Source organism: Pseudomonas sp. C9 (genome assembly GCF_002000165.1).
GTDB lineage: Bacteria > Pseudomonadota > Gammaproteobacteria > Pseudomonadales > Pseudomonadaceae > Aquipseudomonas.
In genome coordinates this window covers 4,345,799-4,357,455 of the sequence record NZ_MPAK01000001.1, presented here as the reverse complement: position 1 = coordinate 4,357,455, position 11,657 = coordinate 4,345,799, and the positions used below count along the sequence as shown (strand labels likewise).

Sequence of the window (11,657 nt, the reverse complement as noted above, 5' to 3'; positions counted from 1 at the left end):
CACAAAAAGGGTATACATTCCAATGTGGGAGCGGGCTTGCCTGCGATTGACAGCGCCACCGATTTACAACTTTTCCAGCGCAATATTCAGCGCCAACACGTTCACCACCGGCGGCCCCACCAACGGCTGTTCAATGTGCGCGTCCAACAATTGTTGCAGCGTAGACACCGGCAGATTACGCGCTGCGGCAACTCGCGCCAGTTGATAGGCAATCGCGGCCGGTGGCAAGTGCGGATCGAGGCCGCTGCCCGAGGTGGTCAACAAGGCCAACGGTACGGGTCCCTGCCCTGGCACCAGAAGCTTGTTGGCCTCGTCGATCACCCGAGTGGCCAGCGCCGGATTGCTCGGCGACAGGTTGCTGGCGCCGCTCGACACCGTGGCAAAGGCACCGGCCGATGGACGCGGGTGGAACCAGGCGTCACCGACAAAGTCCTGGGCAATCAGCGACGAACCCCGGACCTTGCCGTCGGCATCGCGCACCAGACTGCCATTGGCTTGATCCGGGAACGCGACCTGCGCGACGCCGGTGACAACCAATGGGTAGGCAACGCCGGTAATCAGGGTCATCAGCACCAGCAGGCTCAAGGCCGGACGTATCATTGTGGTCATTTCAAAATCCTCGAATTCGCAGAACAAATACAACGTTCAGTCAGGTGCACCGAGGTGCATTCATCGCGAGCAAGCTTTGCTCCTACGGGTTGGCGTCGCAGGTGCAAGGCTTGCCCGCGATCGAGCGCGAAGCGCTCGCCACGGTCAAACCAGATGCAACGCCGTCAGCAGCATGTCGATCGCCTTGATGCCCACGAACGGCACCACGATCCCGCCCAGCCCATAAATCAGCAGATTGCGTCGCAGCAACGCCGCCGCACTGGCCGCCTGCACGCGTACGCCGCGCAATGCCAGAGGAATCAGCACCACGATGATCAGGGCGTTGAATACGATGGCCGACAGAATCGCGCTCTGCGGACTGGTCAGGTGCATGACGTTCAGCACACCCAGTTGCGGATAGATCGAGGCAAACAGCGCCGGCAAAATCGCGAAGTATTTGGCCACGTCGTTGGCAATGGAAAACGTCGTCAGCGCACCGCGCGTCACCAGCAATTCCTTGCCGATCTGCACCACGTCCAGCAGCTTGGTCGGGTCGCTGTCGAGGTCGACCATATTCGCCGCTTCGCGCGCCGCTTGTGTACCGTCGTTCATCGCCATACCAACGTCCGCCTGGGCCAAGGCCGGGGCGTCGTTGGCACCGTCGCCGCACATGGCGACCAGGCGACCGTCGTTTTGCTCATGGCGGATTCGCGCGAGTTTTTTCTCCGGTGTGGCTTCGGCCAACACGTCATCGACGCCCGCTTCGGCGGCAATCGCGGCGGCGGTCAGCGGGTTGTCGCCGGTCACCATGACCGTGCGAATCCCCAGTTTGCGCAGCTCGGCGAAACGCTCACGGATGCCGGGTTTAACCACGTCCTTGAGGTGAATCACGCCGAGCAATTTACCGTCGGCACAGACCAGCAACGGGGTGCCGCCGCTCTGAGCGATTTTGTCGATTTCCCGGGACAGCGGCGCGGCCAGGTCGGCGCGCTTCAGGTCGAGGAACGCCAGCAGCGAATCCACCGCGCCCTTGCGATACACACGGCCCTGATAGTCGACACCGGACAAGCGGGTTTCAGCGCTGAACGGTACGGCCGTCAGCAATTCGGTGGCGGGTTCAGGTTGAGGCTGAGTGCCGCGCAGGTACTCGACGATGGATTTACCTTCGGCCGTGTCATCGGCCAGCGAGGCGAACAACGCGCCCTCGGCCAGTTCCCTGGCGTTGACACCCGGTGCCGGATGCACCGCCGTGCAACGACGGTTGCCGAAGGTGATGGTGCCGGTCTTGTCCAGCAACAGGACGTGCACGTCCCCCGCCGCTTCCACGGCCCGACCGGACTTGGCGATCACGTTCAAGCGCACCAGACGGTCCATCCCGGCGATGCCGATGGCGGACAGCAAACCGCCAATGGTGGTCGGGATCAGCGTGACCAATAACGCCACGAGGAATACCAGCGGCAGGCTGCCATTGGCAAAGTGGGCGAACGGTTGCAGGGTGACGACCACCAGCAGAAAGATCAGGGTCAGGCCGATCAGCAAAATATCGAGCGCGACTTCGTTGGGTGTCTTCTGGCGTTTGGCGCCTTCGACCAACGCGATCATACGGTCCAGCGTCGACTCGCCGGGGTTGGCGGTGATCTTCACCAGCAACCAGTCGGACACCAGGCGAGTGTTGCCGGTGACGGCCGAGCGGTCGCCCCCGGACTCACGAATCACCGGTGCGGATTCACCGGTAATCGCCGCTTCGTTGACTGCCGCGATGCCTTCAATGACCTCGCCGTCACCGGGGATCATTTCCCCCGCTTCGACGCGCACCACATCGCCCTTGCGCAGATTCGTGGCCGGCACGACCTGGAATGTGCCGTTGCTGGTTTTACGACGGGCGCTCAAGCCTTCGCTGCCGGCCTTGAGGCTGTCGGCGCGGGCCTTGCCACGACCTTCGGCCAAGGCTTCGGCGAAGTTGGCGAACAGCACGGTGAACCACAGCCACAAGGCGATTTGCGCGGCGACAAAGGTCGGCACGCTGCTGTCGGGAATGAAGCACAGCACAGTGGTCAGGATGGCTGTCAGTTCGACCACCAGCATCACCGGCGCACGCTGCAATTGCCGTGGGTCGAGCTTGACGAAGGCTTGCACCAGCGCCGGCCGCCAGAGGGCCGAGATCGCGGTTTTCGGTTGTTCCGGCGCTTTGACGGCAGCGGCTTTAGTTGCGGGCATATTCATCATTGATTCCTCAGAAGCCCAAGCTCAAGTGTTCGGCAATCGGACCCAGCGCCAACGTCGGCAAGAAGGTCAAACCACCCACGAGCAAAATGGTCACGGTCAACAACGTCACAAATAGCGGGCCATGGGTCGGGAAGCTGTTCGGGCCGATCGGTGCGGATTTCTTCATCGCCAGGCTGCCGGCCAGGGCCAGTACCGGGAGGATGTAACCGAAGCGACCGATCAACATGCCAAGCCCCAGCATCAGGTTATGGAACGGCGTGTTGGCACCGAAGCCACCGAACGCAGAACCGTTGTTGGCGCTGGCCGAGGTGTAGGCGTAAAGCAATTGGCTGAAACCGTGCGGGCCGGGGTTGCTGACAGCGGCGACAGGACCGGGCAGGCTCGCCGCAATCGCGCTGAGCACCAGCACGCCGACCGGCATCACCAGCAACGTCACCACCAGCAACTGCACTTCTTTGGCTTGCAGTTTCTTGCCGAGGTATTCCGGCGTGCGCCCGATCATCAGGCCGGCGAGGAACACCGCGATCAACACGTTCAGCAACATGCCGTAGAGGCCAGCGCCGACACCGCCGAAGATCACTTCGCCGACCATCATGTTGACCAGCGCGACCATGCCGCTCAGCGGGTTAAGGCTGTCATGCATGCCGTTGACCGAACCGTTGGACGCCGCCGTGGTGGTCACTGACCACAGCACTGTGGCGGTGGTGCCGAAGCGTGCCTCCTTGCCTTCCAGCGGCGCGGTCTGTTCGACGGCGACGTTGTTCAGCGCCGGGTTCGGTTGGTACTCGGCCCACAGCGAAGTCGCGCCACCAATCAGGAACAGCGCCAACATGCAGGCGATGATCGCGCGGCTCTGACGCAAGTCTTTGACGTAGTGGCCGAAGGTGAATACCAGCGCGACCGGGATCAGGATGATCGAGCCCACTTCGAACAAGTTGCTCCACGCCGTCGGGTTCTCGAACGGGTGCGCCGAGTTGACGCCGAAGAAGCCGCCACCGTTGGTGCCCAGTTGCTTGATCGCAATCTGGCTGGCGGCAGGACCGAGTGGGATCACCTGATCGACACCTTGCATCGTCACGGCATTCACGTACTGAGCGAAGGTTTGCGGCACGCCCTGCCAGACCAGGTACAGCGCCAGCAGCAGGCACAGCGGCAACAAGCCGTAGAGGGTGGCGCGGGTCATGTCGACCCAGAAGTTGCCCAGGGTCTTGGTCGACTTGCGACCAATACCGCGACACAGCGCAACCAATACCGCCAGGCCGGTGGCGGCGCTGACGAAGTTCTGCACGGTGAGGCCGGCCATCTGACTCAAGTAACTCAGGGACGCTTCACCGCTGTAGGCCTGCCAGTTGGTGTTGGTCATGAAGCTGATGGCGGTGTTGAACGCCAATGTCCACTCCTGACCCGGCAGGTTTTGCGGGTTCAGCGGCAGGTGATCCTGGAACAACAGGATCGCAAACAACAGCAAGAAGCCCGCTAGATTGAAGGCGAGCAAGGCCAGCGTGTATTTCTGCCAGCTCTGTTCAGCCTGCGGATCAACGCCGGCCACGCGATAACAGCCGCGCTCCACCGGCCCGAGAATCGGTGTCAGCCACGTGCGCTGACCTTCCATTACCTTGTAGTAGAAGCGCCCTAGAAACGGCGCCGGGACCAATACCACCGCGAAAAACGCGAGGATCAGCCAATAGTCATAACTGTGCATAGCCGCTCCTAGTTCCGGTCCGCGCGCAACAGCGCAACCAACAGATAAATGAACAGCCCCACTGCCAGTAGCAGTGACACTCCGTCCAGAACGCTCATGGAAGTTCTCCGTGTTACGGCGTATTGCCGCGTGTGGAGTCATTGTCGGAAGGAAGGCTGTAAAGGAACGAGATCGAGGGTGTGTGCGGGGCATAAAGAAAGCGTAAAGAGTGGGTTTATGGGTTTGTTACAGGCCGTTTTTTCGGTGTCTCGACGGGCCTCATCGCGGGCAAGCCCGGCTCCCACAGGTTCAGCGGTGGAAACAGATGATGCGGTTGGCACAAATCCTGTGGGAGCCGGGCTTGCCCGCGATGGCGGCAGTTCTAACAACATCGCACCCAACTAGCGCATAAAAATGCCCCCATCCAGCTGCGAACATCCCCCGATACGACACCTTTTTGCGCTTTACGACTGCAATCACAACACTGGCACGCCCGCTGCACACGCCCTCCCCCGAGCATTCCAAACCGTTCAGGGAGCAAGCGCATGAACACACAACTCAAACCCACGCTGGGCACGTTGCACCTGTGGGGCATTGCCGTCGGGCTGGTGATTTCCGGCGAGTACTTTGGCTGGAGTTACGGCTGGGGCGTGGCGGGGACATTGGGCTTTCTGGTGACTTCTTTTATGGTCGCCACCATGTACACCTGCTTCATCTTCAGCTTCACCGAACTGACCACGGCGATTCCCCATGCCGGCGGCCCATTTGCCTACAGTCGTCGCGCCTTTGGTGAAAAAGGCGGATTGATCGCCGGGCTGGCGACGCTGATCGAATTCGTCTTCGCGCCGCCAGCGATTGCCTTGGCGATTGGTGCGTATCTGAACGTGCAATTCCCGGCGCTGGACCCTAAGCACGCAGCGGTCGGCGCGTACATTGTGTTCATGGGCCTGAACATTCTCGGGGTGAAACTCGCGGCCACCTTCGAGCTGGTCGTCTGCGTATTGGCCGTGGCAGAACTGCTGGTGTTCATGGGTGTGGTCGCCCCGGCGTTCAGCTTCAGTAACTTCGCGTTGAATGGCTGGGCCGGTTCCGACGTGTTTGGCGCCCCGGCAATAGCCGGGATGTTCGCGGCAATCCCTTTCGCCATCTGGTTCTTTCTCGCCATCGAAGGCGCGGCCATGGCGGCCGAAGAAGCCAAGGACCCGAAACGCACGATTCCAAAAGCCTACATCAGCGGCATTCTGACCCTGGTATTGCTGGCCATGGGCGTGATGTTCTTTGCTGGCGGCGTGGGTGACTGGCGCACCCTGTCGAACATCAACGATCCACTGCCGCAAGCCATGAAAACCGTGGTCGGCGAAAGCTCCGGGTGGTTGCACATGCTGGTGTGGATCGGCCTGTTCGGCCTGGTGGCCAGTTTCCACGGGATCATTCTCGGCTACTCGCGGCAGTTCTTCGCGTTGGCCCGGGCCGGTTATCTGCCGGCCTCCCTGGCCAAACTGTCGCGTTTCCAGACCCCGCATCGAGCCATTATCGTGGGCGGCGTGATCGGAATCGCCGCGATTTACAGCGATGGCCTGATCAACCTCGGTGGCATGACGCTGACCGCGGCGATGATCACCATGGCGGTGTTCGGCGCGATCGTGATGTACATCATGAGCATGCTCAGCCTGTTCAAGTTGCGTAAAACCGAACCGAACCTGGAACGCACTTTCCGTGCGCCGTGCTATCCGCTGGTCCCCATGATCGCGTTGTTGCTGGCAGTGGTCTGCCTGGTGGCCATGGCCTGGTTCAACACCTTGATCGGACTGATTTTCCTCGGTTTCATGGCGGTGGGTTTCGTGTACTTCCTGATGACCGCGCAGTTGCGCGCGGATGCACCGGCGGACGCCATGTTGACCGGGCTATAAACGGCGCAGGTGCACTGGCCAGATCAGGCATAGAATGGAACCACGGCGAAACCTCATCGCTCAAAGTGGTATGCACGATCGATTGACGATCTCCGCCAATCGGCCTGCCCTCAAGGAGAGCCCTATGCCCTGGTATGCCTGGTTGATTCTGATCGTTGCCATCGGCTCGATCGTTGGCGGATTGATGATGTTGCGCGACACCGCCAACAAGGTCGAACTGAGCGACGAACAACGTAAACGCGTCGCTGAACGCAATGCGGAAATGGATGCCAAGGAAGCGCAGGACCGTTAAACCAAAAACCCTGTCATTCTCAGTGAATGACAGGGTTTTACGTGCCTACTGCTCCCAATCGGCCTTGGCGATGTGCAAGCCATGCAGCCCCTTGTAGGCCGCACGCTCCGGCTGGCTCCAGCCTTGCAACAACGAATCCTCCAACCGATAAATCTCCACGCCCAGTGGCCGGCACACGGTCAGCGGATCCTGCGCATCCGGCCCCCACATGGCCAGCGACAGGTCACCGCCGGGGCAGGTCGAGAGTGCGCACAGCAAATCGATCTCGGCAAAAAACTCCAGATAATCGCCCTTCTGCGCCGGACAGGCTTTCATGAAGTACAGGTCGTCGTGGTTCAGGCCCGTGCACTGGAAAATATTCAGCACGTCGTGCACGTCGAACTCGGTCAGGCCATGGGGCAACACGGCGCGGGTCAGGTTGGAGTGGCAGTGATGATGAAAGTCCTCGCCAGTGAGCATTTTGTTCACATAAGGATCGCAGCGGGTGCCGAGTAAATCGTGCAAGCGCCCGCCATGTTCGTCGATGCCATAACTGGCCAGGCTGTCGTCGGTAATGGTCACCAAAGGGCGCAAAAAAGGCAGGTTCGACCAGAGCCGGTCATGGGTGCTGACGTGGGCACCTTGCAATTGACGGGTTCGCGCCGCCCACAAGCGCTCCCGTGGGTCGTGTGCATTCCACACATTGAAGTCTCCCACTTGCGGGCCCACCGGTGTGGTCACCCGAAACACATGCCCTGCCGGCACGTTCCAGGCGCGGCCGGTGCGGATGGGTACTTCGAACTGCTCGATCAGTGTGCGCCCCTCCTTTGCGTCACGAATCCGTTCGTAGAACGGCTTGTCCACCTGCAGTGCCGAGCCTTTGCTGACTTGATAGGCCGCCGGATAGTCTTTGTACATGGCACGAGTCCTCGATCAGTGATGGGATGAAGAGGCAAGCATTTGCAACAGGAGGTGTTCGGAGTCGTCGAGATAAAGGCTCATGGCCTCCATCGCCGCACGCTGGTCGCCTTCGGCCAGCAATTGATGGATCTGCTGGTCACGCGCAAGCCAAGGTGATTGAAAACGCGACTCATCGGGGGCGACGAAAAACACCAGGCGCAATTGCGCGACAACGTTGGTGAAGAACTCATCGAATAGTGGACTGCGCAACAACCCGACAATGTGTTGATGAAACGCCAGGCTGTGGGTGCCGACCGCACGCCAGTCCTCGCGCTCCCTGGCCAATTCAGTCGCTTCAAGGGCCAGGAGCATTTGGTCGGACTGGTCATCGCCCAACGGCTGACTGACGTTGATGGCCTGTAACTCCAGAGTGCGACGGACCTTGAACAGGTCCACCACATCCTTGACACCGAGCCTGCGCACCCTCACACCTTTGTTGCGTACATACACGGTCAACCCTTCCTGCCCCAACCGATGCAAGGCTTCGCGGATCGTGTTGCGGGACGCGCTGTAGGCAAGCACAAGATCGTTTTCGACCAATGCCATGCCGGGTAGCAAACGACCGCCAATGATGTCGGCGCGCAATTCCAATGTGATCTGGTCGGCCAGGGACTGTCCGTTGCTCATGCTCTTCGCCCTTGATTGTTCAACAATCTCCAGTTACCGAGTAATCACTATTCATGCCATGTTTTTGTCGCACTCAGGACGGAGTTGGACGCATCTGCATGCTTTTTAGAAGTAGAAGTACAGTCACCATTCAATTTTCATTGGTTAAGATGGCGCATTGTTGCGGAGATTTCACATGCGTTACTCGCAGGACCATAAAGCCCAGACCCACAAACGCATCATCAAGGAAGCTTCGGCGCGATTTCGTCGTGACGGTATTGGTGCGACTGGCCTGCAACCACTCATGAAAGCGCTGGGGTTGACTCACGGCGGTTTTTATTCGCACTTCAAATCGAAAGACGAACTGGTGGAAAAGGCGCTCCAGGCCGCTGGCGATCAGGTCGACGTCAAATGTGCCGAGCTGTTTGCCCAGGATCGCCCGCTGGACGCCTTCATCGACGCTTACTTATCTGAATGGCACCAGACCTCACCTCAAGAAGGTTGCCCGTTGCCAACCATGTCGTCGGAACTTGGCTTGCGCGGGCAGCCGAGCCCGACCAGTGATGTGGTGCTCCACGCCCGGCTCGATCAAATCCAGGGAACCCTGGACCGAGATGACGCCGCCGACCACAGCATTGTCATCATGTCGACGCTGGTCGGGGCGCTTCTGCTATCGCGTAGTGTCGAGAATCCGGAACTGGCTCAGCGGATCCTCGACGTGACTCGCGCCTACCTCAAGCGATCACAGGATTAACCCTGCCAGCGCTTGAACAGCACACTGGCGTTGACTCCGCCAAACCCGAAGCCGTTGGACAACGCATACTCGATCGCCATTGGCCGCGCCTGACCATGGACGATGTCCACGCCTTGAGCCGCCGGGTCCGGATTCTCGAAATTCAGGGTGGCCGGCACGATTTGATCGCGAATCGCCAATAACGTGAAAATCGCCTCAATCCCACCGGCCGCACCGAGCAAATGCCCCGTCGCCGACTTGGTCGATGTCACCGCCACCTTATTGTCAGAACCGAACAACGATTTGATCGCGGCCAACTCGCCGAGATCGCCAACCGGCGTCGAAGTTGCGTGTGCATTGAGATGCTGCACCTGAGACGGTGAAATCCCGGCCTGCGCCAACGCCAGCGACATCGCTCGGCGCGCACCATTGCCATCTTCGGGGCCTGCTGTCAGGTGAAAGGCGTCGGCACTGGTGCCGTAGCCGACTAACTCGGCTATTGGCTGCGCCCCGCGAGCCAAGGCATGCTCCAGCGATTCAATCACCAGAAGGCCCGCGCCCTCGCCCATCACAAAGCCGTCACGCCCACTGTCGAACGGCCGGGAAGCGCGCTCCGGGGTGTCGTTGTAACCGCTGGACAAGGCCCGCGCCGCCGCGAACCCGGCCAGACTGACCCGATCAATCGAAGCCTCGGCGCCGCCACACACGGCAATGTCCGCTTCACCACAACGAATCAACCGAGCGGCATCACCGATCGCTTGCACCCCGGCCGCACATGCCGTCACCGGGGCGCCCAGCGGGCCCTTGAATCCGTGCTGGATCGACACATGTCCCGCCGCGAGGTTGACCAGAAACGAAGGAATGGTGAAGGGCGACAATCGTCGTGGACCACGACTGTCGGTGGTGCGCACCGCATCGGCAATGGCACCGAACCCACCGACACCCGAACCGATAATAGTGGCCGTGCGTTCCTGAGCTTGTGCTTCCAGCGCTTGCCAACCGGCTTGCTCCAACGCCTGGCGCGCGGCCTCCATGGCAAACAGAATGAAGCGGTCCATCTTCTTCTGCTCTTTGGGGGGGGTCGCTCGATCCGGGTCAAAACCCGCCTCGGCATCCTCCGCCAACGTCGGCACCACTCCGCCGACCTTCGCCGGCAGATCGGCGACCACCTCGTCCGGCAAATTTCGTAATCCCGAACGCCCAGCCAGCAGACGCTCCCAGACAGTCTCCACACCGCTACCCAGCGGAGACACCAGGCCCATGCCGGTTACAACTACTCGACGATCACTCATGCCGTTATTACCTCAAGCCGATGGAAGGTGCCTCATTTGTAACGTGCGGCGGCCTTACTTTTGGAAAGATTGGGCGCCATTACCAGGCGAGCCTTTACAAAGTCGTCCCACTCGGACGCGTTTGGCAACGAAGGAATAGTGATCAATTCACCCTGGTCCAGCCCCGACAAGGCGGCATCGACCATTTCACTTGCTTCCATGACCATGTCCGCCGGAATCTGGCTAGCGTCGATACCTGAACGTTCCCAGATCTCGGTACGCGTAACGCCGGGCAACACGGCCTGAACCTTGACCCCGGTCCCGTCCAGTTCGGCATTCAGGGACTGTGTCAGGCTTAACACATAAGCTTTACTGGCGCTGTAGGTCGCATTGAAGCGCTCTGGAAACAAGGCCACCACCGACGCGATATTGATGATCGCCCCCCGACCTGCCTTGGCAAAACTGGCGGCTGCCGCCGATGCCAATCGAGTGACCGTGGTGACATTCAGTTGAATCAACTTCTCCAGCTGTTCCATATCGGCATTCGCCAGCAGCCCATCCGCCGCGACGCCAGCGTTATTCAGCAACAGGCTGATACTTGAATCGCTGCGAAGACGCTGCTCGATCTTCAACACATCATCCTTTTGCGTCAGGTCTGCCTTGAGCACCTCCACCTGAACGCCATGTTCGGCGCGCAATTTACTCGCCGCAGCCTCTAGCCTCTGCTCATCGCGAGCCACCAAAAGCAAATCAAAACCACGCGCTGCCAACCGCTCAGCGTAAATCGCACCGATACCGGAAGACGCTCCGGTGACGAGGGCCGTACCTTGGGACTGGGGAGAAGTCATGACTGTGCTCCTGGGAGAGGCTTGAGGGAAGTTAGCGTCTAAATGCCAGCACGTCGTGGCGCATGACAAATGGATTATAGGCATAATTTAAGAGCAATATGATAGACATAATTTTTTACTGAGCAATGAAATGCTCCCCGCCACCACAGTCGCCAGAATGTAAAAAGGCCGGTCAATGACCGGCCTCTGGCGTTGAGTTACAAGCTTAGTTCACTTGAAGTTTTTCGCGGTTCTTGTCCAGGATCGCTTTACCTATCCCCTTCACTTCCAACAGTTCATCTACGGATGAAAATGGCCCATTACTCTCACGATAAGCAACAATCGCCTTGGCTTTGGCCTCACCGATGCCGGCCAGCTCACGCTGCAGTGTCGGGGCATCGGCTTCATTGAGATCGACTTTGCCAGATTGCGCCTTGGCGGAAACGTCCAGTACCAACGGAGGGGTGACAGCTTCCGGTTTTGCCGCAGGCGCGGCAATGGTGGCAACAGAAGCGCTGGTAAGCAGGGCAAAAACCAGGGAGTAGAAATAGCCAGTACGCATAATTGAAGCTCCATGACATCGT

At 59.8% G+C, this 11,657-nt stretch carries 12 protein-coding genes; 3 read left to right on the top strand and 9 right to left on the bottom strand.

Annotated features, from left to right (window positions below; all coding sequences use genetic code 11):
* Positions 1–63 precede the first annotated feature (63 nt).
* The 4 genes from kdpC to kdpF form a co-directional block, all read right to left on the bottom strand.
* The gene (kdpC, locus tag BMS17_RS20325) at positions 64–609 is read right to left on the bottom strand and encodes a potassium-transporting ATPase subunit KdpC (protein WP_046031779.1); all 546 of its coding nucleotides are present in this window, start codon (positions 607–609) and stop codon (positions 64–66) included.
* Between the two features lie 144 nt (positions 610–753).
* Positions 754–2,811, bottom strand: coding sequence for a potassium-transporting ATPase subunit KdpB (gene kdpB, locus BMS17_RS20320; RefSeq protein ID WP_046031778.1), 2,058 nt, complete (start codon positions 2,809–2,811; stop codon positions 754–756).
* Between the two features lie 10 nt (positions 2,812–2,821).
* Complete coding sequence (gene kdpA, locus BMS17_RS20315; RefSeq protein WP_046031777.1) at positions 2,822–4,516, bottom strand: potassium-transporting ATPase subunit KdpA; 1,695 nt, start codon at positions 4,514–4,516, stop codon at positions 2,822–2,824.
* Between the two features lie 8 nt (positions 4,517–4,524).
* Positions 4,525–4,614 (bottom strand): K(+)-transporting ATPase subunit F, encoded by a 90-nt coding sequence (kdpF, locus tag BMS17_RS20310; protein WP_007899818.1) that lies wholly within the window; start codon positions 4,612–4,614, stop codon positions 4,525–4,527.
* Between the two features lie 426 nt (positions 4,615–5,040).
* Here kdpF and eat point away from each other — a divergent pair, with 426 nt between their 5' ends.
* Both eat and BMS17_RS20300 read left to right on the top strand, forming a co-directional pair.
* Positions 5,041–6,405 carry an ethanolamine permease gene (gene eat, locus BMS17_RS20305; RefSeq protein ID WP_077431590.1) on the top strand — a complete coding sequence of 455 codons (1,365 nt, stop codon included), beginning with the start codon at positions 5,041–5,043 and terminating at the stop codon, positions 6,403–6,405.
* Between the two features lie 124 nt (positions 6,406–6,529).
* Positions 6,530–6,697, top strand: a complete 168-nt coding sequence (locus tag BMS17_RS20300; RefSeq protein WP_077431589.1) for a DUF2897 family protein — start codon at positions 6,530–6,532, stop codon at positions 6,695–6,697.
* Positions 6,698–6,742: 45 nt separating this feature from the next.
* Here the strand turns inward: BMS17_RS20300 and BMS17_RS20295 are convergent, their stop codons facing one another.
* Both BMS17_RS20295 and BMS17_RS20290 read right to left on the bottom strand, forming a co-directional pair.
* Complete coding sequence (locus BMS17_RS20295; RefSeq protein WP_046031775.1) at positions 6,743–7,594, bottom strand: DUF1989 domain-containing protein; 852 nt, start codon at positions 7,592–7,594, stop codon at positions 6,743–6,745.
* Positions 7,595–7,609: 15 nt separating this feature from the next.
* Complete coding sequence (locus BMS17_RS20290) at positions 7,610–8,263, bottom strand: GntR family transcriptional regulator (RefSeq protein ID WP_046031774.1); 654 nt, start codon at positions 8,261–8,263, stop codon at positions 7,610–7,612.
* 175 nt (positions 8,264–8,438) lie between these two features.
* On the opposite strand from BMS17_RS20290, the gene BMS17_RS20285 reads away from it, so the two are divergent.
* A complete protein-coding gene (locus tag BMS17_RS20285) occupies positions 8,439–8,996 on the top strand; it encodes a TetR/AcrR family transcriptional regulator (protein WP_077431588.1) in 558 nt (185 codons plus the stop codon).
* Here BMS17_RS20285 and fabF read toward each other — a convergent pair.
* From fabF to BMS17_RS20270, 3 genes are all read right to left on the bottom strand, one after another.
* The gene (gene fabF / locus BMS17_RS20280; RefSeq protein ID WP_046031772.1) at positions 8,993–10,267 is read right to left on the bottom strand and encodes a beta-ketoacyl-ACP synthase II; all 1,275 of its coding nucleotides are present in this window, start codon (positions 10,265–10,267) and stop codon (positions 8,993–8,995) included. The genes BMS17_RS20285 and fabF overlap by 4 nt on opposite strands.
* Positions 10,268–10,299: 32 nt before the next feature.
* Entirely contained in the window at positions 10,300–11,094 is a 795-nt protein-coding gene (locus tag BMS17_RS20275; protein WP_046031771.1) for an SDR family oxidoreductase, read from the bottom strand.
* A gap of 205 nt (positions 11,095–11,299) precedes the next feature.
* Positions 11,300–11,635: a helix-hairpin-helix domain-containing protein gene (locus BMS17_RS20270; protein ID WP_046031770.1), complete on the bottom strand. Its 336-nt coding sequence runs from the start codon at positions 11,633–11,635 to the stop codon at positions 11,300–11,302.
* Between the last annotated feature and the right edge of the window lie 22 nt (positions 11,636–11,657).